This window comes from Streptomyces sp. NPDC002309, assembly GCF_053593375.1.
This window is the reverse complement of the sequence record NZ_JBSFCI010000041.1, coordinates 1-23,486: the sequence shown is the minus strand read 5'-3', so window position 1 is coordinate 23,486 and position 23,486 is coordinate 1. Positions and strand designations below refer to the sequence as shown.

At 68.3% G+C, this 23,486-nt stretch carries 17 protein-coding genes and 1 pseudogene; 10 read left to right on the top strand and 8 right to left on the bottom strand.

What is annotated here, in order from left to right; translation table 11 throughout:
* Positions 1-32: 32 nt before the first annotated feature.
* Positions 33-776, bottom strand: a complete 744-nt coding sequence (locus tag ACWCPM_RS28375) for a class I SAM-dependent methyltransferase (RefSeq protein WP_450979101.1) — start codon at positions 774-776, stop codon at positions 33-35.
* A 796-nt stretch (positions 777-1,572) separates the two neighbouring features.
* Between ACWCPM_RS28375 and ACWCPM_RS28370 the strand changes: the two genes are divergently transcribed.
* The 3 genes from ACWCPM_RS28370 to ACWCPM_RS28360 all read left to right on the top strand — a co-directional run bounded on the left by ACWCPM_RS28370 (position 1,573) and on the right by ACWCPM_RS28360 (position 3,138).
* Entirely contained in the window at positions 1,573-2,052 is a 480-nt protein-coding gene (locus tag ACWCPM_RS28370; RefSeq protein WP_450979100.1) for a YidB family protein, read from the top strand.
* A 199-nt stretch (positions 2,053-2,251) separates the two neighbouring features.
* Positions 2,252-2,650: an ArsR/SmtB family transcription factor gene (locus ACWCPM_RS28365; protein WP_450979099.1), complete on the top strand. Its 399-nt coding sequence runs from the start codon at positions 2,252-2,254 to the stop codon at positions 2,648-2,650.
* Positions 2,647-3,138, top strand: a complete 492-nt coding sequence (locus ACWCPM_RS28360; protein ID WP_450979098.1) for an SRPBCC family protein — start codon at positions 2,647-2,649, stop codon at positions 3,136-3,138. Before ACWCPM_RS28365 ends, ACWCPM_RS28360 begins: the two co-directional genes overlap by 4 nt.
* Before the next feature lie 471 nt (positions 3,139-3,609).
* On the opposite strand, the gene ACWCPM_RS28355 is transcribed toward ACWCPM_RS28360, so the two are convergent.
* Positions 3,610-4,329, bottom strand: a complete 720-nt coding sequence (locus ACWCPM_RS28355; protein WP_450979097.1) for an enoyl-CoA hydratase/isomerase family protein — start codon at positions 4,327-4,329, stop codon at positions 3,610-3,612.
* Between the two features lie 1,888 nt (positions 4,330-6,217).
* On the opposite strand from ACWCPM_RS28355, the gene ACWCPM_RS28350 reads away from it, so the two are divergent.
* The 6 genes from ACWCPM_RS28350 (at position 6,218) to ACWCPM_RS28325 (ending at position 14,483) form a co-directional block, all read left to right on the top strand.
* On the top strand, positions 6,218-6,508 hold the full coding sequence (locus ACWCPM_RS28350) for a hypothetical protein (protein WP_450979096.1): 291 nt from the start codon (positions 6,218-6,220) through the stop codon (positions 6,506-6,508).
* A gap of 24 nt (positions 6,509-6,532) precedes the next feature.
* On the top strand, positions 6,533-9,589 hold the full coding sequence (locus ACWCPM_RS28345; protein WP_450979095.1) for a BTAD domain-containing putative transcriptional regulator: 3,057 nt from the start codon (positions 6,533-6,535) through the stop codon (positions 9,587-9,589).
* 569 nt (positions 9,590-10,158) lie between these two features.
* Complete coding sequence (locus tag ACWCPM_RS28340) at positions 10,159-11,775, top strand: 4-hydroxyphenylacetate 3-hydroxylase N-terminal domain-containing protein (RefSeq protein ID WP_450979094.1); 1,617 nt, start codon at positions 10,159-10,161, stop codon at positions 11,773-11,775.
* A 509-nt stretch (positions 11,776-12,284) separates the two neighbouring features.
* Positions 12,285-13,151, top strand: coding sequence for a dioxygenase family protein (locus ACWCPM_RS28335; protein ID WP_450979093.1), 867 nt, complete (start codon positions 12,285-12,287; stop codon positions 13,149-13,151).
* A gap of 255 nt (positions 13,152-13,406) precedes the next feature.
* Positions 13,407-13,904: a flavin reductase family protein gene (locus ACWCPM_RS28330; RefSeq protein WP_450979092.1), complete on the top strand. Its 498-nt coding sequence runs from the start codon at positions 13,407-13,409 to the stop codon at positions 13,902-13,904.
* Positions 13,905-14,180: 276 nt separating this feature from the next.
* Complete coding sequence (locus ACWCPM_RS28325) at positions 14,181-14,483, top strand: contact-dependent growth inhibition system immunity protein (protein WP_450979091.1); 303 nt, start codon at positions 14,181-14,183, stop codon at positions 14,481-14,483.
* Between the two features lie 2 nt (positions 14,484-14,485).
* Here the strand turns inward: ACWCPM_RS28325 and ACWCPM_RS28320 are convergent, their stop codons facing one another.
* The 4 genes from ACWCPM_RS28320 to ACWCPM_RS28305 form a co-directional block, all read right to left on the bottom strand.
* Positions 14,486-15,364 (bottom strand): class I SAM-dependent methyltransferase, encoded by an 879-nt coding sequence (locus ACWCPM_RS28320; protein ID WP_450979131.1) that lies wholly within the window; start codon positions 15,362-15,364, stop codon positions 14,486-14,488.
* Positions 15,365-15,459: 95 nt separating this feature from the next.
* Positions 15,460-16,563, bottom strand: coding sequence for an NAD(P)-dependent alcohol dehydrogenase (locus ACWCPM_RS28315; RefSeq protein WP_450979090.1), 1,104 nt, complete (start codon positions 16,561-16,563; stop codon positions 15,460-15,462).
* 2 nt (positions 16,564-16,565) lie between these two features.
* Positions 16,566-17,960 (bottom strand): aldehyde dehydrogenase family protein, encoded by a 1,395-nt coding sequence (locus ACWCPM_RS28310; protein WP_450979089.1) that lies wholly within the window; start codon positions 17,958-17,960, stop codon positions 16,566-16,568.
* Positions 17,961-17,968: 8 nt separating this feature from the next.
* Positions 17,969-18,724, bottom strand: coding sequence for a (5-formylfuran-3-yl)methyl phosphate synthase (locus tag ACWCPM_RS28305; RefSeq protein ID WP_450979088.1), 756 nt, complete (start codon positions 18,722-18,724; stop codon positions 17,969-17,971).
* A gap of 596 nt (positions 18,725-19,320) precedes the next feature.
* Between ACWCPM_RS28305 and ACWCPM_RS28300 the strand changes: the two genes are divergently transcribed.
* Positions 19,321-19,854, top strand: a complete 534-nt coding sequence (locus ACWCPM_RS28300; protein ID WP_450979087.1) for an EF-hand domain-containing protein — start codon at positions 19,321-19,323, stop codon at positions 19,852-19,854.
* A gap of 264 nt (positions 19,855-20,118) precedes the next feature.
* Here the strand turns inward: ACWCPM_RS28300 and ACWCPM_RS28295 are convergent, their stop codons facing one another.
* Both ACWCPM_RS28295 and ACWCPM_RS28290 read right to left on the bottom strand, forming a co-directional pair.
* On the bottom strand, positions 20,119-22,482 hold the full coding sequence (locus ACWCPM_RS28295) for a glycoside hydrolase family 95 protein (protein ID WP_450979086.1): 2,364 nt from the start codon (positions 22,480-22,482) through the stop codon (positions 20,119-20,121).
* Positions 22,483-23,140: 658 nt separating this feature from the next.
* Positions 23,141-23,281 (bottom strand): annotated as a pseudogene (locus tag ACWCPM_RS28290) (IS256 family transposase); the annotation flags it as partial.
* Positions 23,282-23,486: the final 205 nt, after the last annotated feature.

Below are 23,486 nucleotides of genomic sequence, written 5' to 3'. Positions count from 1 at the left end.
ACAGACGCGGCATCGATCCCGGCCGTGCGAGGTCACTCCGCGGGTGGGATCCGGTAGACGGAGACGTGAGAGCTCGACTCGGCGGTGAATTCGGCCCCGGCCCAGTCCGCATGCCTGGTCTCCAGCTCGAATCCGGCCAGCTGGGCCATGAGGTCGAGTTCGGCCGGCCAGACATAGCGATGCGGGCTGCGGAACAGCCGCGCCTGCTGGGTCTCGTCGAAGCGGAAGTGGTGCGATACGACGTGCTGGTGGAGCACGTCGTAGATGTCCAACCCGATGTAGCCGGGTTCGGACTGCCAGACGGTGGCCGTACGGCCCGGTGGGAGCTTGCGCAACTCGGGTACCCAGAGCTCGATCACGAACCGGCCACCGGGCACGAGGTGACGGGCTGCGTTGCGGAAGCACTGGACCTGCTCATCCTGGGTGAGCAGGTTGGAGATCGTGTTGTAGACGAGGTAGACGAGGGCGTACTTCCCCGGTGCGACGGTGGTCGCCATGTCACCGACCATCACGGGGATCGTCGCCTCATCGGCCTTGGTTCGCAGTTGCTCCAGCATCGGCAGCGACAGCTCGATGCCGGTCACGGAGACTCCTCGCTCCGCGAGCGGGACGGCTACCCGGCCGGTCCCGATGGCGAACTCAAGCACCTCTCCGCCACCTGCGAGCTGAGCAAGACGGTCCACGACTGGTTCCAGGACCTCGGGCGCGAACATTCCGGAGCCGGGCGTGTCATAGCGCTGAGCGGCACCGGCGTCCCAGATCTTCTCCTGCTGCATTCCGTCAACACTCGCGGCCGGCCCCTGCGGTGTCCACCGAGTTTCCCGATCTCATGTCATGCAGGAACCAGGAGCAGCTTCGCACCTTGTTCTTCGAGGTCCGGACCCAGTTGTCGTACCCGGCGTCCAGGGGGCCGGGCCGGCACCGGGGCGGCCGGCACTGAAGAACTGCGGCCACCCCGATCCAAAGGAGGCCCGTAGATCCTCAGCGCCATCGCGTTCCCCCCTCACGCACTGTCACGAGATCACTCGCGAGTCGGGCCACGCGGCTGTATGTACTTCGGCACTGCTCAGTGGCTCCACGAAGGCCCTCACGGCGAGCTTCGCCCGCTCTGGTTCGCTGTCGCTCCACCACCTGTCGCTCGAACAGAGCAAGCGAGTAGAGCCTGACGCGTCGCGAAGAGCTGGGAGTGCCCATGGCGCCGTGGCAGCGGATGCGGAACACCTTGCAGAACTCGCGGGTATGTGTCACCGTCCCCGCACTCGTGCTGCGCCGGGGGGACTCGGCGTCTGCTTCGCCTCGGTCCTGCCGAGCAAGCCGACCTTCTCCAGGGGCATCGACATTCGGGAAGTGCTCCCTGCGCCGGCCGCAGCGGGCGACGAGGGCGAGCCCGCCGCCAGGCCGTGAACCACGCGTAGCCGCCGCAGGTGAAGCCACAGACGGCTGTCCGCGCGGCGACCCAACCCAGGAGACCGTGCCCCGAGTGGCGTATGGGGCTATTTGGGTGGCAATGTCGATATCAAGCCGGGCCTGACACCGACACGCGCCCGGTCTCCCTTCGAAAGGCACACGATCATGGCGGGTAACGACCTCGGCTCCCTCCTTGGTGGTCTCCTCGGCGGCCAGGGCGGCAGCGGCGCGGCGGGCGGCGGCGCGGGCAACATTCTCGGCGCGCTGCTCGGGGCACTGATGGGCGGCGGCGCGGGCGGCGGCTCGGGCGGTGGTGCGGGCGGTGGTGCGGGCGGCGGCCAAGCCGCCGGACGCGCGAACGACCCCCTCGGCGGCCTGCTGGACATGCTGACCAAGTCCGGTCTCGCCGACCAGGCGCAGTCCTGGATCGGCACCGGTGAAAACCAGCCCGTCAACGGCGCCCAGGTCAAGGAGGCGCTGCCGGACAACGTCCTCCAGCAGGCTGCTCAGCAGGCGGGCGTCAGCCCCGACGAGGCCGCCGGCCAGCTCGCCCACGACCTTCCGCAGGCCGTCGACAAGCTGACCCCGGCGGGCCAGGTCCCCACAGAGTCACTGGAGGACATCATCCGCAAGCAGATCCACTGACCCGACAAAATCGTCCACGGGGGCCTGGCGGCGCCCTCCCGACCGCCAGGTCCTTTTGCCGACGGCCCTCGGGAGGTCGGCGGCGGGCGGTCCCCCGGGCCGCCCGCCGTCCCGGTTCGGACCAGGGCTCGGCCGCGGCGCCGTCTCCGAACGACCGGTGCGATGACATGACGCGTAACCCATGGGTTACGCTTTTCCCGTGGACGAACTGACCGACGTGGCCGCCGCCGTCGCCGATCCGGTGCGCCGGGAGATCCTGGTCATGCTGCGGCACACCCCGCTGACGGCGGGCGAGATCGCCGCCCGGTTCTCCATCAGCCGCCCGGCGGTGAGCCGTCACCTGCGGGTACTGCGGGAAAGCGGACTGGTGCGCGACGAGCAGCACGGGCGGCACCGGCGCTACACGCTCGTCCACCTACCGCTCGGCCGGCTCATCGAGTGGCTCGTCCAGTTCGAGGTCCGTCAGGCCCCGGACTGGTCCCGCCAGCTCGCGGCACTGGACACCGAGGTCCACCGCGCGCGCCGGGAACGCAGCCGATCCGAGCCCGTCGGCACCCCGATCACAGCACGACAGAAGGAACAGAAGGACACGGCATGACTCTCGATCCCTCCGGGCAGCTCGTCCCCACCGCGACGGGCCACGACCTGATCCTCACCCGCACCTACCGCGCCTCCGCCGACGACGTCTGGGCGAGTGTCACGGAGCCGGAGCGCACCGCGCGCTGGTTCGGCCCCTGGCGCGGCGAGGGAGCTCCCGGCCGCACCATCGAAGTGCAGATGGCGTTCGAGGAGTCGGACGACTGGATCCCGGTCCGCGTCGACGCCTGCGAAGCACCACACCGGCTCGCGGTCTCGACGCAGGCCGAATCCGGCTCGTGGTCATTGGAGCTGCTGGTGGCCGAGAGCGACGGCGTCACGGAGCTCCGGCTGATCCACCACCTCACCTCCACGGAACACCTCGGTGAGACCGGACCAGGCTGGGAGTACTACCTGGACATGCTCACCGCGGCCCGCACAGGTGGGCCCCGCCCCGACTTCGCGGACTACTACCCCGCGCAAAAGGCGTACTTCGAGTCACTGCTCTGACCCTGCCCGCACATCGGCGCGTCGCAGCGCCGCTACGACCGGGCGGTGTAGCCACAACCGGGCGGCGCGGTGACGACCGGGCGGCACGGTGACGACCCGTTCGCCGAAACCGCGCGGCGCGAGCCCGCGCCGAGGGCCTGCGGGACTGTGCTCGCTCGGACGCACAGGAGCCCAGGCCCAGGTGCTGGAACGCTTGAGCCACGCTGACGAAGCAATCCGGGTACTCGGCGAAAGGACATGACCGGGCGCCGTTCACTCGCCCCCCACACCCTGACCGCCTACACCGAACTGCCGGCACGCCTTGGCCGGCTCGACGAACTCCGCGAGCCGGCCACCGGGCAGGACACCCGCACCGTTCTACACCTCTGCGCCGACGCCCGCCCTCCGAGACGGCGGCCGAGCCGAGGAAGCCGAGAAGGCGAGGCGTAAAGCCATGGCGTCCTGCCTGGCTACCGCCTGCCGCCTGCCGTCCTACTTGTCGAACAACTCGACGAAACGCGGCAGCGACGCGTCGAGCGCCTCGTCGTATGACATCGACGCGAGATCGTAGACAAGGCGCCGGCCAGGAGCACCTGCGTCGGCCGCCCTCAGCGCGTTGTCGAGCCACTCCTGAGCAACCGCAGTTGCTCGGCCGGCTCCGACGACGGTCTGTACGAGACCGACCTCGCGGGCCCTCTCGGCGGTGAACGGCTCACCGGAAGCGATGTTCTCGATCGCCAGACGCGGCCCGAGCCGCTGAATAATGGGCACCTGGGCGATCATCGGCCACCCCCCGAAGCTGACCTCGAACGTGCCGATTCGCGCACTCTCCACTGCTGCGGCGAAGTCGCAGGCCGCGACGAACGCAGCGCCCGCGGCGAGCGCGTCGCCGTTGACGGCCGCCGCGACCGGCAATCCAAGGCGAGGGAAGATCCGGAGGGCCTCCGTCAGCGTCTCGCCGAACAGGGCCGGATCTGCGCCGGCTTTGATAGCGGCGACATCGAGACCACCGGAGAAGGTCTCGCCGGCACCGGTGAGCAGGACCGCGCGGATGTCCGGGTCGTCGTCACACTTTTGCAGGCGGGTAAGGATGTCGGTGAGGATGCCTGGGTTCAGCAGGTTCCGCTCGCCGTTGTGAATGGTCAAGACGGCGGTGCCACCGACCACTTCCTGCTCTACGCCACCGCTCCAGTCGCTGTCCACGCTGTTCATGACCCGAGTCCTCTCCATGCGTTCAGATCTTTACCGAAGGCTGACGTGGTGATCTTCTCGTCGAACGTGTCCAGGAGGTCGATGCGAGCTGTCGTCCGGCGTTGTTCTCGACGACGCCGAAGCCATGCCGCCCCGCATCCACGTCTGCCGGAATGCAGTTGATGGATTTCACCGGCTTGACGCCACGCCGACCAGAGCCTGTGCGATAGGCGAGACCCGTATCTCGACTGCTATCGGTCACAAAAGCCCATGTGGCCTTCCACATTTCAACATGCGCCGTGCTCGATTCCTCCAGGCAACGGTCCACTGCTTGTACGGAGAGTGGATCTGAAACGCCGGGACCACCGCAAGCGCGGCTAACGCCGAGTTCACAGGTGGGCTGTCGAGCCACCTCGCATCTTCCGAAAGGTGCGTTCCTTTGACGGCTGCTGGTCGAAGCAGGCGGCCGAGGCCGAATCACTCTTGGTAGCGGCTGACATGGACTCGGTTGGTTCCGTCATCCGGCCGGATCCCCCTCGGCCCGGTCAGCCGTGCGGCACGACCGCTGTCGGAGCAACTTGCGTGCTGAATCGCCACGCGCCCCCGTCGCTCGGCGGTGGACATCAGCAGCCACCTCCCCGCCGGCGCGACCGGATCCTCCTACCAGGGCGGCAGCGCCGGTTCCGAGATCACCGGATGGGCCCATCCGACCAGCTCACGATGCTTCGACACAAGGCTCCCGCAACGGCATCGCTAACGGCGCCTACGTTGTGATTAACGCCCCACTAACACCCCTCGGCTAAACTGTAGGGAATCAACAGCTCCTTGCAAGTGTCCAATCCACGGAGAGACACGGTCTCGTCGATTCCGGTCGAGCAACTCGAACGGTCACTGACTGCGCCGCTGGTTTCCAAAAACGGTCCGTGAACGATGGCTTGAGTGAACGGAGAGGGTGGCATTGGATGCGAACTGGCGACCAGTACCCCGATGCTCGCCACTCTGATGCTCGCAGGGAAGCGTTCGGAGCCGTCACACTCCGGGTCGTTCACGCGCCTGCCCGCAGGGCCCGTGGCCTCCCGGAGCCCTGGGCTCTGGGTCCTGAGGTGACAACCTCCACCGAGCAGGCCGAGTACGCCCGAAGCCTTCACGGCAGGCGACTCAAGGGCTTACAGATCCACTGAGCCGACGACGGTGGGTCGGCAGGCGGTTCGCGGCCGCCGTCGGCCGCGAACCACGGTCCTCAGCACCCCCTCGGGCGGAGCCCCATGAGGATCACCCGGCAGCTGGGCAAGCGATGAGCGCCCAGGACATCTTTCCGTGTGTGATCGGAGAGGTTGAGATGGCTTACTGCATCGCACATGCGGCGGATGGGAAGTTCTACCATGCCGAGGACGCGCCAAGTCTGCGGCAGGCGTTCTTGGTTGGGCATGCGCATGGTGCCGCGCGCCTGGAGACCGGCCCGTACCAGCCGGCTCGTGGGGCGACGACAGGCTGGACCCGCACCCCGTCCGAGGAGTCGTCGTTGCTCGCGAGCCGAAACAGCCAAGCCGCCTTCGCCGCACCGCGCCACGAACCCGGTTCCGGCGGCTACGGAGTGACGCCCGTGCGTGTCGCCCATCCGCTGTCCGCCGTGGTGAGGGGATCGCCCTGGGCTGGTGTCCGCGCGTCGAAGTCGCCGACGTCCGGCGGATCCCGTAGCGGCGTCGCCGTCGAGCCCGCTCCTGGTGTGAGTCTCGGTCGACCGACGGAGACGGACTCCCCGCATCGCAGCGTCGGACCCTGCTGGACGCCGTCCACGGCACCTGACGCGTCGCTGTCGATGCCGGCCACCACTGTTGCGACGTCAAGCACATCAGCCTCAGGCTGATGGCCGACCCATTGCTGGGGGCACAACACACCCACGGTCTTCGTGTGCGAGGTCGCGCCGCAGTCCGGGCCGGGCCTGCCGGCGAAGGTCCGGTATCACCCGTTCAAGAAGATCAACTGCTTCACCTCCGGCGGAATGCGAGGGGCCCTCGATGGGAACGAGGAGGTCATCGACACCGGCGAACTGGCACGGGCAGGCACCGAAGGCACGCATGGATTGGTCAACGAACGTAACGAGAACGCCCGTTGGATCGAAGCGTGGTCGCCGGCCCCTCCCCCTTCGGATGGCTTCTTCTTCCCGGAGGACCGGCGAAAGCCCGCGGAAGGGCACTGAGGCGTACGGAGGGCGCGAGAATTGATGGGTGGCTACGATCTCGATCGGCCGAGCGGTTTGATGACTCCACGTCGACAGCATCGCGCGATCATCAGGCGAAAACTGGCGATGCCGGAGTCGGCGAAAGGCATCGTCGTCCGTGAGAGGCTCAGTCAACGCTTGAGGAAGCTGCTCGACCGCCACTCCGTGGTGAATGTCTTCGCGGCAGCCGGTGCCGGCAAGACCACCGCGGTGGCTCTGGGTGTCAGTGACCTCGACAGGCCCGTTGCCTGGCTGACCCTCGACGGTACGGAGCAGGCGGCGGGGCGTCTGCTCGTGTACCTCGAGGCGGCAGTCGAGGGCGCCGTGCCCAGCGCGGCCAACGTGGCGTCCGACGCGCTGAGCAACAGTCTCCACATCGGTGAGGCAGCCGGGCTGCTGGCGGAAAGCCTCCAGGGAAGCCGGCTCGTCCTTGTGTGCGACAACGTGGAGCGAATCGCCCCCGACGAGACCTGCGTCGCCGTACTGTCCTTCTTCGCGCGCTACCTGCCGTCCGGCGTGAACCTCGTGTTGATCTCGCGCATCGACGTCCGACTCGACTGGGGCTCGACCAGCGCGCATGACCGGGTGGGCGAGCTGGGCGAGGACGATCTCTCGTTCGACACCCAGGAAGCCGGCGCAGCCCTGCGCACCGTCGGCCGCGGCGACGTGAACCCCGCCCAGGCGGTGGCGGCGACAGGGGGCTGGGTCACCGGCGTCCTGTTCGAGGGCTGGCGTCATACGCAGTCACACGACCTGGATCCCGACATGCTGCGGTCCTATGTCGCGGCGAACGTCTTCAACTCGCTCTCCCTGAAGGAAAGAACGTTCCTCCTCCACACCAGTCTGCTCGACGAGGTATCGGTCGAGGGCGCCCGCGCCCTGGGCCAGGAGAACGCGGCGCAGGTCATGGCAGGCCTCCGCGCCCGGCACCTTCCTGTGACATGGTCCCCTGACGGTTCGAGGATGACGCCGCACCCGGTGTTCCGCGACTTTCTGCTCGAAGCCCTGGGACGGGAAGACGCCACGACGCACGGCGCCCTTCGTCGCAGACACGCCGAAGTCCTGATCGCCAACGGCGCGCGCGAGGAAGCCGTCGACGAACTGCTCCGGATCGGCGACCTGGAGGCGGCCGGGCGGTTGGCCGCCGACGTCCTCCCTGGTCTGGTCGCGCGGATGGACTTCGCACCGGCGGCACGCTGGCTCGACGCCCTGGGCACCTCGGTCCGGACCCCGACTCCGGAGGTCGGATCCGTCGTCATGCGCGTCGCCTTCGCCCTGGAGCAATGGGGTCGCGGAATCGAGTTCATCGATCGACACGGCTACGACTGGCTTCCAGCACCCGGGGCTCCCGACTCCGAGGAGGCCCGCGTCCTGACGTGCTGGTGTCTTTGGCACTCCGGGCGGCTCGAGGAGGCGCAACTCATCGCAGAGCAGCTGCCACCGGGGCGAGGCCGCGGCATCGCCGACTCGTTGATCGCGGGCGCGACCGGCGAGGAGCCACCGCCCTTCCCGGGGTACTCCACCGTGCCCTCCGGCCCCCTCGACGGTCTCCTGATGCGCGTGGCCTTCTTCCGTGGTCGCCTTGAAGGGCTCGACGCACCCCACTCGTTCGACCCTTGGCGGACCGTACTCGGGGCCCCCTGGGTCGTCGCCGCGCTCCGTGCCACCGGGCGCCTGGACGCCGCGATGGCGATGTACGAGCCTCGCCGTGCTTCGTCGCAGCCGGTCTGGTTGCATGCCGTCGACGCCGTCGATCTCATGCTTGACCTCGGCCGCGAGGACGAGGCCTACGCATCCATCAAGCGAGGGAGAGAGCTCATCGCGGCAACCGGCTCGAAGGTGTACCAGAACATGAGCCTTCTCGCTGAAGCCAAGCTGTGGCTGCGCCTCAAGGGTGACACCCGACGTGCCGACCGCGCATTGGCGGAGGCGACCTCCGGTGGGGCCTGCGCGTACGCCCTCACCCGGGAGACGTGGCTGATGTGGTCGGGCCTGTCGCTTCTGCTGCAGAACAGGGACGCCGAAGGGCACGAGTACCTCGCGGAATGCCTGCGGAGCATGCAGAAGGGAGACCGCCGTCTCGAACTCCCCACGGTTGCCGTGTACTTGTCCGAGGCGCAATGGCGCCTCGGGCTCGAGGACGAGGCCGACGCCACGGCCGACCTCGCGATGGCTTCCGCCTCGGCGCACGGAACACAGCACTTGCTGCTCACGGCCCTGGCGGACGTACCGTCGGTCGCGGCCAGAGCCGCGGACACGAAGTCCAGTCGCATGTCACCCTGGCACGAGACCCTCACCGTGCTGTCCGGCCAACATCGCGTACGCGTGAACGTGAGTACGCCCCGGCTCGTCCTAGAGGAGTTCGGTGAGCCGGCCCTCACGGTCGACGGAAACACGGCCCGGCCCCGACTGACGAAAAGTATCGAGCTCCTCAGTTACCTGCTCTGGGCGCCCGAGCGCAGGGCCACGCGTGAAGAGCTTCTCGGGGTGCTCTTCGGCGGCCGCAGCGATGCCGCCTGCCGCAGTTACCTGAGGCAGGCGCTCTTCCGGCTTCGTGAGGTACTGCCTGACAGCTTGGGTCCGGCGCAGCAAGGCGATGCCTTTCAACTGGTCGGCCCCGCCTTGGCCGTGGGTTCGGCACAGCGGGCGGTCGACCTCCTCGCCCAAGCCGGGAGGCAGGACGGAGAGGTTCGTCTCAAGACTCTGTCGCACGCTCTCAGCATCGCCGAGAGCGGGCCCTACCTGGCGACGGCTTCAGGGGAATGGGTTGTCGAGCGTCGCGAGGCACTGACGGAGACCTTCACCTCTGCTCGCGTCGACGCGGCCAAGCTCGCGTTTCGCATGAACCGTTATGGTGAGGCGAAGCGGCTGGTGGACCGCGTCCTTCGCGAAGATCCGTACCGCGAACAGGCGTGGCAACTCGCCATCAGTCTCGCGCATGCCAGCGGCAGCGACGACGCCGTGCTGGCGCTCTACCAACGGTATGTCGCACGAATGCGGGAGCTCGGCGTGCCACCGTCCGACGAGGTCCGGCGGCTCGTCGCGCAGCTGCGCCGATAGGAGCGCGCCGATCTCGGTCCTTCCACCGCATGTGGGGACGCTGACCAGCCGTGGTGCATGAGGCACCGCGGCTGCCGGCCCGTCCTCCGGCCCTGTAGGGCAGCGGCGCGGTGGCACTCGTCGGCTCCGTCGATTGGCTGTCGGCGGCGGATTTCCAGGTGCCTGATGCCGGATCAGCACACCTCACCGGCACTTCGGACAGCGCACACCTCTTCGCGCGCCGCATGGCAACACCGGCACTCCGCCCCGTGGAGCGGTCGGCCGACCCCACCGCCTCACGCCCGCCCGCGTGGTGGGAGCTCCGCGGGACCCCAGCCCGGCCCGGCGGCCGCATCGACACCGCATCGGCCGGGGCCGGGACGCCTCTCTCGCGCGCAACGCACACCGGCTCGGGCACCACGACGTCGACCGGCTGCAATCACCTCTCCTTACGCGCGGAAACGGTCCACCGGAAATTGCCGAACCTCGAGCAAGATCGCAGTTAAACGCCGGGCTAACACCGTCTCGCGGATGGTTAACGCATTGATCACGACGATGAGATGCATCCCCGGAGAACTGGAGAAATGACCATGAGGACCGGTTCGGATTACCTGAATTCCCTGCGTGACGGGCGCAATGTCTACATCGACGGTGAACGCATCGACGATGTGACGAAGCATCCCCTGACGCGTGGCTACGCCGAGCAGGCCGCGCGCTTCTACGACCTGCATCACGAGGCCGAGAACCAGGACTCCCTGACCTTCGTCGACGAGGACGGCACGCGACGCCCGATCGGGTGGCTGTACCCGCGCAACCAGCAGGACCTCGAACGACGGCGCGACTACGCCGACCAGGTGATCCGCCGCTTCGCCGGCGGCGCCTTCGGCCGCCTTCCCCAGAGCAACAACGGCAACTGGTACGCCCTCGTCGACGACACCGCTCCTTGGGCCGAGCTGTCCAAGGACACGCCCGCGCACGTCGACCTCGCCGCCAACATCATCGCCGACTTCGAGGTCAACCGCGACGCGGACCTCTGGACGGTCCCCCTGTTGAACGACGTGCAGCGGGACCGCTCCGACCCCGGGGCGGCCGCACGCAACCCGATGCTGCGCGTCAAGGAGCGCAATGACGAAGGCATCGTGGTCGAAGGCTGGAAGGGGGTCTCCACCGCGGTCATATTCGCCGACACGATCCTGCTCGGCAACATCGTGAAGCCCGGGACGGAGCCCGAGCACATCATCTGGGCGAGCGTGCCGGTGAACCACCCGAAGGTCACGCACGTGGGACGCCGTTCCAACGCCACGCCCGCCGAGGCCGACTTCGAGCGGCCGCTGTCAAGCCTGGGCGACGAGCTCGACTCCATGGCGTACTTCGATGACGTGCTCATCCCGTGGGAGCACGTCTACCACCTGGGCAACGTCGATCACTCCCGGCTTTACGCGCAGCGTACGTTCGACTTCGAGCACGCCGACACTCTGCACCACATGATCGTCAACGCGGAACTCATGACGGGGCTGGCGGTCCTCGTCGCGCAGACGACGGGAACGCTCCAGCACCCGGTCGTGGGATCCGACATCGCCGACCTCGTCCGCTTCCACGAGACGCTGCGTGCCTTCACCATCGCATCGGAGGCGACCGCGTTCGTGACGCCGCGGGGCCTGTGCAAGCCGAACAACATCTTCTACGACTTCGGCCGCGCACACTACCTGGAGAACGTGAGCCGGCTGACGGAGAAGATCGTCGAGATGTGCGGCCGCTCGGCGGTGCTGTCGCCGAGCGGGAAGGACTTCGAGGTTCCCGGGATCGGCACCAGGCTTCTGGAGATGTTCCACGGCACGACGATGAGCGCACACGACAAGGTGCGGCTCTTCAAGTTCGTCCAGGACCGGTACCTGAGCGACTGGGCCGGTCGCTTCAGGTCCTTCGAGAGGTTCCAGGGCACGCCGCTGTTCCTCATCAAGCTGCTGACGATGCAGCGCATCTCGACCGACCCCGGGGGCTCCATTACCGACCTGGCGCGCCAGGCGACCGGTCTCGGCACCGCCGACGAGATGACGGCGCGCGTCCTCGCCGAACGCGAGGAGTTGTTCGGCTCGGCGACTCCTGCCGCCACCCGGTCGGCGTCCGCTCGCGGCGCCGATGCCAACCAGGGCTTCTCGCTGGACGACAAGGACCAGCCCGACTACATCAAGACCCAGGACGCATAACCGCCGCCACCGATGTGCTCGGCCCGCGAAACCCTGCGGGCCGAGCACATCGGCAGCGTGCCTCGCCGGCCCGCGATTCACGAACCATGGACGGGTGAGTCCCTCCGCGCGTCAGGTAGGGGGCGGCCCGGGCACGTTCGATCTGCCCTCTGTCGAGTCGCGCGGTGGTTCCTTCGCACGTCTACGCCTTCAGCGCGGCGGCCGCTCCCGATGCCGTCGAGCGTGTCGCACGCACGCTTCCGGGCTCCGAGGGTGCAGCGGCTGCTCTCTTCGACTTCGCCAGAGACCTCGGTGTCCCCTGTGCCTTGAGGAACCTGGTCATGCCAGAAGCGGGGCCCGACCAGGCCACCGACCTGATCGTCCGCGACGCCTACGGGAACCCGCGGCCGGTGGCCCGCTCATCGGCCAGGGGCGCTGCTGACCCGGGCGTGGGCCGGCGAACGCCCCGCGGGCCGAGCTCCTCCTGCGCCCTTTCCACCTCACCGACTTCATCACCAAGGAGCGCCCTCTTGCGTGACCTCGACAGTGAGACCATCACCGATGCGGTGATCGCCACCTTGGACGGCGCCGAGGACCCTCGTACCGCCGAGATTCTCATGGCGCTCGTCCGTCACACTCATGCCTTCGTGCGCGAGGTAGGACTGACCGAGGAGGAGTGGGCCATCGGCATCGACTTCCTCACCCGCACCGGTCATCTGTGCACTCCGACGCGGCAGGAGTTCATCCTGCTCTCCGATGTCCTGGGCGTCACCATGCTGGTGGACGCGCTGAACCACCGGCGCGAGTCGGTGGCCACCCCGAACAGTGTCATCGGCCCCTACTTCCGCGAGGACCGGCCTGAGCACCCCCATGCCGCAGACATCTCCGCGGGCCTCACGGGTACCCCGCTCTTCTTCGAGGGTCTGGTGACCGATCCCGAGGGCGAGCCGGTCGCCGACGCGGCTGTCGACGTGTGGCACAGCGACTCCGACGGCCACTACGACGTCGACGTCCCAGGGCTGAAGGGGCCCGCGATGCGTGCCCTGCTGCGGAGTGACGGCGAGGGTCGCTTCGCCTTTCGCTCCATCCGTCCGGCGAGCTACCCGATCCCGGGAGGCGGAACAGTGGGCGAGCTCATGCGGGCCGCTGACCGGCCCTTGACGCGCCCCGCTCATGTCCACGTGGTCATCGACGCGCCCGGCTTCCAGCGGGTGACGACGATGCTGTGCCCGTCCGACGACCCGTACCTGGAGCGGGATCCGGTCTTCGGCGTCAAGGACTCGTTCGTGGTCGATTTCGCCTCCCACGACGCCGGAACCGGACCATACGGCGACCGCACGGACCAGCCCTACACGTCGCTGCGGCACACCTTCGTTCTCTCCCCTGCCCAGGGCTGAGCCTTCGCCGGTGAGCGTTGCCCGCGGTGAAAGGCCGTGTCCAGGAGCAGGGCCTGCGGCCGGCCGGAGCGTACCTCGCTCAGGGAGAGATCGGGGACCTGGTGGACCGGCTACGGCAGTGGCCGCTGCCACCACCCGACCGAAATACCTGCTTCGTTGCAGGGATCACATCAGTTTTCCCGCCATTAACGGGTACTGAAGCACGCTGCAATTCACCCGCACAGCGCTCAGATCAATATTCAGGGAGGTCTGCCGATGTCCGAGAGCCTTGAGATGCCGCAAACCCTTGACACGAAGGACGCCTTCCGGGCCACGATGAGCCGGCTCGCCACGGGGGTCAGCGTCATCACGACCCGGTCGGGGAACGCCCCCATCGGCATGACGGCCAGTGCCGTCTCGTCCCTTTCCATGGAGCCGCTGCAGCTGATCGTCTGCATCAGCAACCGCCTCTTCACCCGCAGCGCGATCGCCGATCACGGACGATTCGCCGTCAACATCCTCGGGGAAGGCGATCAAGCGCTCGCCAGGAACTTCGCGACCCCCAAGGAGGACAAGTTCGCAGGCGTGAGTGTCAGTGAGGAGCACGGCGTTCCGGTGCTCACGGACGCCATCGCCTCCATCGTGTGCGATGTGTCGGCGGCACTCCCCGGAGGCGACCACACCATTTTCGTCGGCGACGCCCGGCACTTCGCGCATCGGGTGGAAGCCCGGCCACTGGTGTACTTCGCCGGCGCGTTCGGGGCCATGACCTGAGGCCAGCCTCATCCGGCCCCGCCGGCGGACGCCAGGTCGTTGCTGTCCCGGCTTTCGTTGCCCGGCCCTCGGTTGGACACCGAGGGCCAGAACGACCTGTCGTCCAAGGGCTCGCACCCCAGCACTGATCAGACGTCCGCAGATCCGTCGACGAGACCGACTCGGCGGAGCTCTCGACGAGTGCCGGGCTTCGAGAACGAGGACGGAGGCCTTCTCCGTACCCTCAAAGCCCGGTTCGGGACGGCGCTTTGAGATCTGACGTGGAACGATCGGTGCGTGACGCGACTCGTGAACCGTGACCGCAGCCTTGAGAAACTTGAGGACAGCAGTTGGGCAGCGGACCCGTCGGGCGGCGAGACCCGGCTGATGGCGACCGTGCGCGCGCTTCGGCGCCGACCCATCGGCAGCTTGACGGTCGAGGACCTGCGGTTGCTGATCAGGCAGGACGTGGGCCTCGCCCATCTCCTGCCTCTGGCGGTCGATGTCCTCCGGGCCGACCCATTGGCGGTGGTCAGCCGGTCGTCGCGCTCGCGACGGGGTCGGCTTCGGCCGGGCAGGAGCCGGGTCGTCCGGCCGTAGCGTCACGGGCGGGGCTTGTTCGCGAACACCCACCGGTTGCCTGCCAGGGCGTCGTTCTGCTCGGGCAGTGGGCCACGTCCGTGCCGACGAGTGAAGTCGAAAGGGGTGTGGACCGTAGTGGACCATCCCTTGCCGGCCAGGTCACCTGCGGAGTCGGGCCGCGGCTCCCTGGCGAAGAGATTCAGGAGGTCGATGCCGATCTGCTGTGCCGTCGCCGTGTAGAGCGGGCTGTCGCGGTATTCCAGCAAGTCCTTCTCGAGCTTCACCTCGAACGCCAGAGTGCTCCCTGCCGCGCTCAACCGGTCGACCATGTCGATGAGATACGTCTCGGCGGCCGCCGGCAGGTAGAACAGCAACCCCTCGGCCAGCCAGGCGCTCGGTGCGGCCGGGTCGAAGCCCGCGTCGGCGAGCGCCGCGGCCCAGTCGGCACGGAGATCGATCGGAATGGGGACACGCCCTGCCTTCGGGACGGCCGACAGTCCATCAAGGACCTTCTGCTTGAACGCCAGCACCCCTTGCCTGTCGATCTCGAAGACCACGCATCCGGGAGGCCAGGCGAGCCGGAAGGCGCGGGAGTCCAGCCCCGAGCCGAGCAGCACCACTTGACGGGCGCCACCCGTGTGCACCGACGTCAGGAGAAAGTCGTCGAGGACCCTGGTCCGCAGACCGAAGTAGCGCGCGAATCGTCCCCAGAGAGGGTTCGCGTCCCCGTCCGGCACCTGTTGAATGCGGACCGGCCAGCCGGTGGACCCCGGTGCGGCGCGCACGAAGTGCTCCGCGTACACGTCCCGCGCCAACGTGTCGTCGCGGTGGGTCTCGATCGCCCGCGCCGCGGCGACCAGCAGAGCGGTCACCCCCACACCCCCTTCCACACCTTCCATGCCGATGTCGTGTTGCGTCGTGCCGACCACGTTTCCTCCGTTGGTGAGGGGCTCGCGAAGGGAGGATCCGGAGGCAAGACGCGCTGTACGTCCGCTCATGGCCTCCTCCCTTCCGGAATCACGACGGGCTTGACCACGCGGCCCGCTTCGCAGTCGCGTTCGGCCTCGTTGATGTCGGCGAGCGGATAGGTGCGGATGAGCTCGTCGAAGGGAAATCGTCCAGCCCGCCAGAGCCCGGTCAAAAGGGGAATCAGCAGCCCTGGTACCGCGTCCCCCTCGCAGATGTGGGAGATTCTCCTGCCGCGGTCCAGCGCCCCCGGCTCGAGCGGCAACGTGGTGTGGAGCCGGGCCACCAGTCCGAGGTGACCGGTCGGACGGAGAGCCAGTAGTGCGTCGTTGATCAGCCGGGCGGAGGCCGTGGTGTCCAGCGCGTAGCACGCGCCGCCGTCGGTCAGTCGTCGTATGTGGCCGGGCAGGTCAGGTGACGCGGCGTACAGCGGGGTCGCGCCGAATCGTTCGGCGAGAGCCAGCCGTCCCGGGTGCCGGTCGACTGCCACGGTCACCGCTCCGGAGGCGGTGGCCGCCATCACTGCGGCCAGGCCCACCGCTCCTGCGCCGAAAACCGCGAGGGTGTCTCCGGGCCCGGCGCCGAAGGAGTTGAAGACCGCTCCGGCGCCGGTGAGGAAGCCGCAGCCGAGCGGCCCCAGCAGTTCGATGGGCAGCGAGGAGTCGACCCGTACCGCGTTGCGGGCCGGGACCACCGCGTACTGGGCGAACGAGGACTGGCCGAACCACCGCGGGGCCAGTTCGTCCCCGGCCACGTCGGTGAACCGCGCGGCGTTCTCCTTGCGTCCTCCGAAGAGATTGAGCGAGGCGAAGGAGTCGCAGTGGGCGGGGGCGGCGTTCATGCAGTTCCGGCAGTGGCCGCAGGAGTCGAAGCTCAGTACGACATGGTCGCCGTTGCGCAGGCCGGTGTGCGGGCTGCCCGTCTCCACCACCGTCCCGGCACCTTCGTGGCCGAGCACGGCCGGCAACGGTGAGCGGCCCGCCGAACGCCGGACCGCGAGATCGGTCCGGCACATCCCGCAGCCGGCGATCTCGACCAGGATCTCGCCGTCGGCCGGACCCGTGGTCAGGACCACCTCCTCGACGGCGAATCGGCTCTCGTACGTACGCAGTACCGCCGCACTGAACCTCATCGTCATGCCTCCCGCGGGCGGTGCACGACGAACGGTCCGAGGTTGCCGTAGAGCCCCCAGGAACCACCGGCGACGCCGACACCGCTCTCCTTGGAGCCCGCGAACGGCTGGGCGAGGGACAGTTCGGCGTGGTGGTTGATCCACGCCGTTCCGCACTCCAGCCGTTCGGCGACCTCCTCGGCGCGGTCGAGGTCGGTCCCCCATACCGAGCCGCCCAGTCCGAATCTGGTGTCGTTGGCGGCCTCGACGGCTTCGTCGACGCTCCCGTACCGCAGGACCGGAAGGACGGGCCCGAACTGCTCCTCGGTCACCACCGGGCTGCCGGCCGGGACATCCGCCAGGATCGTGGGCGCGAAGAAGTAGCCCGGACGGTCCAGCCGACGACCCCCGGCCGCGGCTCGGGCGCCGTCTGCCACGGCCTGCGCCGTGTAGCTCTCGACCCGAATCAGTTGGGACGCGTTGTTGACCGGCCCCAGCTGTGTCTCCGGATCCAGACCGGCTCCGACGACGACGGTCTTCGCGCGCTGGGCAAGTGCCTCGACCACGTCGGAGTAGAGCCGGTCCGGGACGTAGACACGCTTGACCGCCATGCAGACCTGCCCGCAGTTGCGGAACGCCGCCCAGAACAGCCGGTCCGCGATCCGCTCCACCTCCGCGTCCTCCAACAGGATGGCCGCGTCATTGCCGCCGAGTTCCAGGGTGACGCGGGCGAGTGAGGTCGCCGCCCCCTGGGCGACGGCCCGTCCGGTGGGAATCGAACCGGTGAAGGTCACGTGGCGGATCCCCGCATGGGAAGCGAGGCGAGCGCCTAGAGGTTCACGACCGGTGACGATCGTCAGCACGCCCTCGGGGAGGGCGGCCGCGACAACCGTGCCCAGCAGCCGCGTTGCGAGGGGGGTGAAGGGCGAGGGCTTGAGCACCATCGTGTTGCCTGCGGCGAGCGCGGGCGCGAACTTCGCCGATGCGAGCTGAAGCGGGAAGTTCCATGGGACGATCGCTGCGACAGGCCCGAGCGAACGCCAACGAATCTCGCTGCGGACCGGTCGACCGTCCGCGATCGGCTGTGGCTGCGACTGTGACTGCGGCGCCAACTCCGCGAAGTAGCGCAGGCGGGCGGCCGTCCGGGCGACTTCCCCGTACGACTCGGTCAGGGGTTTGCCCTGCTCGCGGGTCAGCAGGGGGGCGATGTCCGCCCCGGCCGCCTCTACGGCGTCGGCGGCCTCGAGTAATGCGGTCGTGCGGGCGCCGGCGTCGGCCTGCCAATCGCGCCATGCCTCGTGGGCCTGGCCAACGACGGCGTCCAGTTCGTCCGGCGGCAGGTCGGGAGCCTCGTCAAAGGTCTCTCCGGTTGCCGGATCGACTACGTCGAAGTGCTTGCCGGGTTGATGCCTGGCCATGCCGGCGGTCAGCTCGCGGTGGATGCGGTGGCCGGGTGTTCCCGGGCGTGCCGGTCCATTTCCGCCCGGAAGGCGGCGACCAGCTGCGGCTTGATCCTCCCGAAGTTGCGGTCGCCGCCTTCGCACACCGCCCCGCGTACACCCACGATGTCCGTGCCGATGCGGTACAGCGCACCGAGGTCGCCCACCTTCACGCTGCCCGCGAGGGCGGCGAGCAGATCGGCTTCGTGCGCCCGCCGCACGAACTCCGCGCAGATCTCGGGCGGTACGTGGTCGAACAACCGCGTCCCGTCCTTGACCGCGGTGTCCAGCATGGCCGCATCGGAGCCGGAGCGCAGGGCGATGTCGGGCAGAGCGAGCGGGTTGACGCAGCCGATCCGGTGGGCATCGGCGTAACCGGAGGCGACGACGAACGCGTCCGGCCGATAATCCTTCACCGCCCGGACGACACCTTGCATGACCTCGACAGCCTGGTCGGGCGTCGTGCATCCGTAGAGGCCGACCTTGATGTAGGTGGCTCCGGAGACGGCGGCACCGAGCGCCGCCTGTGCCACGGTGCCGGGTTTGTAGGGCACGTCCCCCACGGTCGCGGACACCGGTTTGTCCGCCGGGATCGCGTCACGGATCTCTCTGATGACCCACGGGAAGTTCGCGCCGAGCGATCCCTCATCGGGCCTCTTGACATCCACGATGTCGAGAGAATCAGCCGCCTTCGCACAGTCGAGGGCTTCCTCGATGCCGTCCGGCGAGATGAGAAGTAGCAACGTGGACTCCTCCCCCGCACACCCACCTGGCCGACAGGCAGGGGTGCGGAATGACTTGGATCTCGTGCGCTCGACTCATCATTGAAGGCAGCCCGCGACCACCGGTAGGGCGCGCGGAGATCGAACGGGGTGCTGCCCGTCCACCCAGTGCGCCGTGCACGCCGGTTCCACCAGCTCCCGTTCGGTCCCCCGGCGCACGGCGCCATGCGCGGAGCCCAGAAACGACTGGGCCACGTACGTGCAGGTGGCCGCAGCGACTCGGGCGAATTCTTGGGCGGTTCGCAACCGCCGTCACGAAAGCGTGCTTGGGCCGCGGTGCCGGCCAGGCCACGAGGAGGCCGGTTCATGCCGGATCGGCGCCGACTTCACCCTTTCCGATGACGCGACAGCTCTTCCCGGGACACCGGATTCCGCAGCCAGCACAGTGACATCGCGATGACCAGGCGACCAGTCGGCCGCAGACACTGCTCCCTCGCCCGCGCGATGTTCGCCGTACCTGTCCGCGGCTCACCGATCCGCCGGCGTGCCGTCGCACAACGAAGGGCGCGGCCGGCACGTACACCCGTCCCATCCGACCTGACGAAAGGTATGAGCCCATGCGCAGCGAAGCGGTCAACCGTGTGAAACTCGTCTTCACTCTGTTCGACGCCGACGGCAACGGGGTCCTGGAATTCGACGACTTCGAACTGATGAGCAACCGGGTCGCCGCGGCCGCGCCCGGAGCCGACGAGGCACGGAAGCAGGCCATGCAAGCCGGCTTCACGCGCTACTGGAACACGCTGGCCGACGAACTCGACACCAACCGCGACGGGCAGATCACCTACGACGAGTACCAGGCATGCGTCCTGTCACCGGAGCGCTTCGGCGGGGCGATCGACGAGTTCGCGGCCGGCTTCGCACGCTTCGGTGACCTCGACGACAGCGGTACCGTCTCGCGACCGGTGTTCACCGGCATGCTGAGGGGGGTCGGCTTCGACCTGCCGAACATTCAAGCCCTGTTCGAGGCCCTCGGGCCCGATGATGCCGACCGGGTCCGGGTGGATGCCTGGGAAGCCGAGATCAAGGACTTCTACGCGCCTGACAAGGGCGGCATCCCTGCGGACCTGCTGGCCCCCTCTCCGGCGGCCTGATCCGTCGCGGCCCAGCAGGTCGCTCCCTACCAGCCGCTTGCGGATCTGAGGGTCCAGGGACCCGGGGCCGACCGCCGCTGCCGCGACGGTCGTTCGGTCGTCCAGCCGCCTGCCGCACCGCAATGACTCGGGCAACGGCGGCCGGACGAACTTCCGCCCCACATCGAACAGTTCATGGCGACGCGCCATCCCGACCATGCTCCACCAGCGAAGTCAGTTCGACGGCAGAACCCAGGCCGCGGCACGCGCGGAAGCCATGGCCTGTCAGGAGATCTTCAGCGTCACCGACTTCCCGGGCTTGAGATTGATCTGCTTGCGGAAACTGCCGGCGCGCAGCTCCGTCGTCGTGCCGCCGACGCTGCGGACGGTCACTTCGGTCACCTTGCCCTTGCGCCAGGCCAAGTCGACCACGAAGCCGCCGCGGGCGCCCACGCCGCGCACGGAGCCCTTGGCGGCCCATGCGTCGGGGAGCGCGGGCAGCAACTCGATGACGTCGGGGCGTGAGTAGAGGAGCATCTCGACCGCCGCGGTGGCGCCGCCCAGGTTCGCGTCGATCTGGAAGATCGTGTAACTGCCCTGGCTGTACATGTCGAACCAGTTGGCCGAGGTTCCATTGCTGTTGGTGATCGACGGCCGCAGCACCGTCAGGTAGAGCTGGTACGCCTTCTCCGCGTCCTTCAGACGCGCCCAGCACAGCGAGCGCCAGGCGCAGGCCCAGCCGTAGCTGTCCATGCCGCGGGCGGTCAGCAGTTCGCGAACGCCCTCGACCAGGTCGGCCGGGCTCTTGTCGGTGGAGATGCGGTCGCCGGGGTAGAAGCCGACCAGCGGGGACAGGTGGCGGTGGGTGACCTCGCCCAGGTTGTCCGGGGTCATCCATTCCTCCAGCCACCCTGTCTTCGGGCTGACCCTGGGGAGGTAGAGCCTCTCCTGCATCTCAGCCAGGTCGGCGGCCAGTTCGGTGTCGCGCTGCAGTACGCGGGAGGCGGTCTTGAACTCCTCGAACAGTTCCCAGGCCAGCTCCTGCGCGTAGGTGATGCCCTTCCTGTCCGGACCGTGCTCGGGCGACCAGGCGGTGTCGTCGATCAGCACCTCGCGCGACGTACCGTCCGCGTCGGAGACCTTGGTGGTGATCAGGCGCGCCTGCCAGAACTCGGCCGCGCCCTTGAGGACCGGGTAGATAAGCTCCAGGTACTCGCGGTCCTGGCTGTACTCGTAGTGCCGCCACAGCGAGTTGCAGAGCCAGGCGTTGCCGGACGGGTGCCAGGCCCAGCCGCTGCCGCCGTGGATGTTCGTGGAGAACGCGACGGCCCAGCCTGCGATCTTCCCGCTGCTGTTGCGGAACCGGTTGCGTTCGCTGTTGTAGAGGCGCTTGGTGACGTCGGTCCAGACCGGGAGCTGGGAGACGCAGTAGCGGGCGAGGGCGTACGAGCTCTCCCCCAGGCCGGCGGGATCGGCCAGCCAGTAGTTCATCTGGATGTTGATGTCGGTGTGGTAGTCCGCGTACCAGTCGGGGGTGTTGTTGTGCACCCAGATACCCTGCAGGTTCATCGGGAGCCAGTCGCGGGAGCCGACGATGGTCAGATAGCGGCCGTACTGGAGGTACGCGGCCTCCAGTTCGGGGTCCGGTGTGGACTTGTCCGTGTAGCGCACGGCGATGCGCGACCAGGAGTCGAGCGACCGCTGCAGGGCCGTCGACTCGCCGAGATCGATCGAGAACCGGTTGTACAACCGCTGGTAGTCGGCGACGTGGGTCTTCAGGAGCTGGGTCCCGGACACGCGCGCGGCGGCCGTCACCTTGGCGCGGGCCGTAGCCAGCGGGTCGCTGGACGCGTCGCGGAAGTCCTTCTCCGCGTCAGGGGAGTAGTCGGTGCCGCCGCACACCACGACCAGGAGTTCACGGCAGCCCGCGAAGGACAGCTTGTCGTCCTTCGCGGAGACATGACCGCCGGTGCCCACCGCCGTCACCGCGGCGGCGTAGCGCAGGCCGTTGGCGAGTTTCCCGGTGAAGGAGAGTTGCCCGTTGCCGCCCGAGGTGGTCTCGTCGTGCGTGCCGACCAGCGAGATCGTGCCGGTGTGCGGTCCACCGGTGAGCCGGATGACAAGCACGTCGTCGGGGTGGCTGGTGTAGACCTCGCGGCGGTAGGAGCTCCCGCGCACCCGGTAGGTCGCGGACACCACGCCGTTGCTCAGATCGAGTTGACGGCGGTAGTCGGTCACCGTGTCGCTGGTGTGGCCCGACAGGGCGATCCGCAGCTTGGCCAGCAGGCCGAAGCTGCCGAAGTCATCTCTTCCATAGGGAAGTTGACCGTCATCGGTGAGGGTGTCGTTGCGTCCGCCCGACCAGAACGAGCCGTCCGTGAGGTAGATGAAGTCGTCGGCCGGGTCGCAGCCGACGAGCGCTCCCAGGCGGCCGTTTCCGACCGGGAGCGCCTCCTCGATGATGCGCTTCTCGTCCGCGGGCGTGCGGTACCAGATCGTGGTGGCCTTGCCCTCCGGGACGAAGGGGACGTCGGAGGGCCGGGGCGGCGCCGCATGCGCCGTGAACGGGCGGAAACCGCCGGCAAGAGCGAGCCCGCCACCGGTGACACCGGTGACGCGGAGGAAGTCGCGACGAGAGGAAGCGGGCACGGGGTTCCCTTCCACAGAAGCCGTAGCGCGTGATCGAGTAGATGCCACGTATATTTATCAGACCACTTTCCCAACACAACACCCATGCGTCGCGACTTTCCGCTGATTCCCTGCGTGGTGGTCGGACCACTTGCGTGGTGAGACTGCGCCCAACCCCGTCGACCGGAGGACGTGGGGTGGATGAGGAGCCGGCCCGGGCCAGGAGCGACGACCGCGCTGCAGCAGGGCACCGTGGCGCAGCGCGCCATCGACTGGTCAAGGCGAATTCCGGTGGGGCCGGTTCGCGCCTGCCGGCCGGAGGCGAACCGTCGTCGCAGGGCCGGGGGCAAGCTGCCGTCGCGGGTGGGAATCTGTCGACGGCGCGATCGGCACACGCGCCTGCGCGGGCCACCGACGCCCAACTCGACTATGCGGAAGAGCACTTGACGGTCTTCACCGCGAAGGGGCAGGCCCGCTTCAGATCCTGCCCAACCTCGCCTGACGGCCCTCGGCCCGTTCGGCGTGCCCCGCTCCGCAACCGGCCCAAGTCCCCTGCCTACCGGCCCCGCACCCTTGACGGCTTCACGGGAGGTGGCGGGTGGTCCGGCCCGTCGCGGCCCGCTGGTCACGTCCACTGGAGTGGGGTTTCGACGGCCACTCGGTGATCTCGCTTTTGAGGTTATGCGGTGAGTTCGGTGGGCAGGGCGGTGTCGTCGGTTTCTGACTCGATCGGGTGGAGTCGGGCTTTGGCGAGGAGTTCGCGGCCCATGTAGCGGCGGGCCTCGGTCCATTCGTCGTACTCCTCGGCCAGGGCCGGACCCGATGCCATGGCACGAAGTCCGTCTACCGGTCCCGGTACGACGGCCTCACACTGGTCATCCAGTGAGCCCTTTCAGCGTGGCCACTGATCGGGTGACGTCGGTCAGGTGAGGGTGGGTGCCGCAACGGACAGGGCTCCCGTGCCGTTGAGGGAGGTGTTCGAAGTCTCAACCCATCAGCACAGGAGCCCTGTTGGTTCCGTATCC

What these genes read in the sequence shown, in the direction of transcription:
- ACWCPM_RS28375 (WP_450979101.1), bottom strand. Translation starts at nt 776, where the DNA reads ATGCAGCAGGAGAAGATCTGGGACGCCGGTGCCGCTCAGCGCTATGAC.
- ACWCPM_RS28370 (WP_450979100.1), top strand. Translation starts at nt 1,573, where the DNA reads ATGGCGGGTAACGACCTCGGCTCCCTCCTTGGTGGTCTCCTCGGCGGC.
- ACWCPM_RS28360 (WP_450979098.1), top strand. Translation starts at nt 2,647, where the DNA reads ATGACTCTCGATCCCTCCGGGCAGCTCGTCCCCACCGCGACGGGCCAC.
- ACWCPM_RS28355 (WP_450979097.1), bottom strand. Translation starts at nt 4,329, where the DNA reads ATGAACAGCGTGGACAGCGACTGGAGCGGTGGCGTAGAGCAGGAAGTG.
- ACWCPM_RS28345 (WP_450979095.1), top strand. Translation starts at nt 6,533, where the DNA reads ATGGGTGGCTACGATCTCGATCGGCCGAGCGGTTTGATGACTCCACGT.
- ACWCPM_RS28340 (WP_450979094.1), top strand. Translation starts at nt 10,159, where the DNA reads ATGAGGACCGGTTCGGATTACCTGAATTCCCTGCGTGACGGGCGCAAT.
- ACWCPM_RS28330 (WP_450979092.1), top strand. Translation starts at nt 13,407, where the DNA reads ATGTCCGAGAGCCTTGAGATGCCGCAAACCCTTGACACGAAGGACGCC.
- ACWCPM_RS28320 (WP_450979131.1), bottom strand. Translation starts at nt 15,364, where the DNA reads ATGGAAGGTGTGGAAGGGGGTGTGGGGGTGACCGCTCTGCTGGTCGCC.
- ACWCPM_RS28315 (WP_450979090.1), bottom strand. Translation starts at nt 16,563, where the DNA reads ATGAGGTTCAGTGCGGCGGTACTGCGTACGTACGAGAGCCGATTCGCC.
- ACWCPM_RS28310 (WP_450979089.1), bottom strand. Translation starts at nt 17,960, where the DNA reads ATGGCCAGGCATCAACCCGGCAAGCACTTCGACGTAGTCGATCCGGCA.
- ACWCPM_RS28300 (WP_450979087.1), top strand. Translation starts at nt 19,321, where the DNA reads ATGCGCAGCGAAGCGGTCAACCGTGTGAAACTCGTCTTCACTCTGTTC.